General features: G+C 44.4%; 1 protein-coding gene. It reads right to left on the reverse strand.

Going from position 1 to position 658, the window contains the following annotated elements:
* The coding region (locus tag KCG35_RS25980; protein ID WP_373687385.1) for a hypothetical protein at nucleotides 1-410 on the reverse strand (410 nt) is incomplete at its 3' end.
* Nucleotides 411-658 lie beyond the last annotated feature (248 nt).

Here is a 658-nt window from a genome sequence, read left to right on the forward strand (position 1 = left end):
TAGCGTCCCATAAACCAATCTGCAATGACGCGCTTAATCCAAGCCCCCCATTCTCCCTGAATACGCAGTGCTTGCCGCTTTTGGTAATGTAATTTGGGTTCTCGTTGGCTCTGATCAACATCAGGAATGTGTTCAGGTCCTAGCTCCATAAAGGAGCGGATACATTCCCACTGCATAATCCCTGAAATTTCAACACCACAAGGCATACGCCATACCCCAATAAAACCATGAGGGTCATCGTAGGCTGGAGGTCCCATACCAAACAAAGCACTCCGATACGCAACACTGTCACCCACCGTGCTGGCACTACTGACCCAGGCTTTAAAGGACTCCCAAGGCACAAGATGAAGCTTTTTTTTATCATCCACCCAAGCGACTTCACGGCGTTGTCGATTGAAGCGAGTCTGCATGTTTTCTTTGCCATGCTTATAATGGGAATAAACAATGATAAAAATGCAAATAAGTAACCAAACAGACCAACATCCTGCCAGAACTAATATGAAAGACCATGCTATTGGCTCACGACTGGGCGCAATTGTTTGAATGAAAAAGTACAGACATACACAAAATAACCCACTTGAAGAAAGCCCAAAGTACAACAGTTCAAAAGCCGCTTTCGCATTACCACTGCCAATATCAATATACACGTCATTTTTTT

It is taken from the genome of Zooshikella harenae, assembly GCF_018837975.1.
In the GTDB taxonomy this organism is placed as follows: Bacteria; Pseudomonadota; Gammaproteobacteria; order Pseudomonadales; family Zooshikellaceae; genus Zooshikella; species Zooshikella harenae.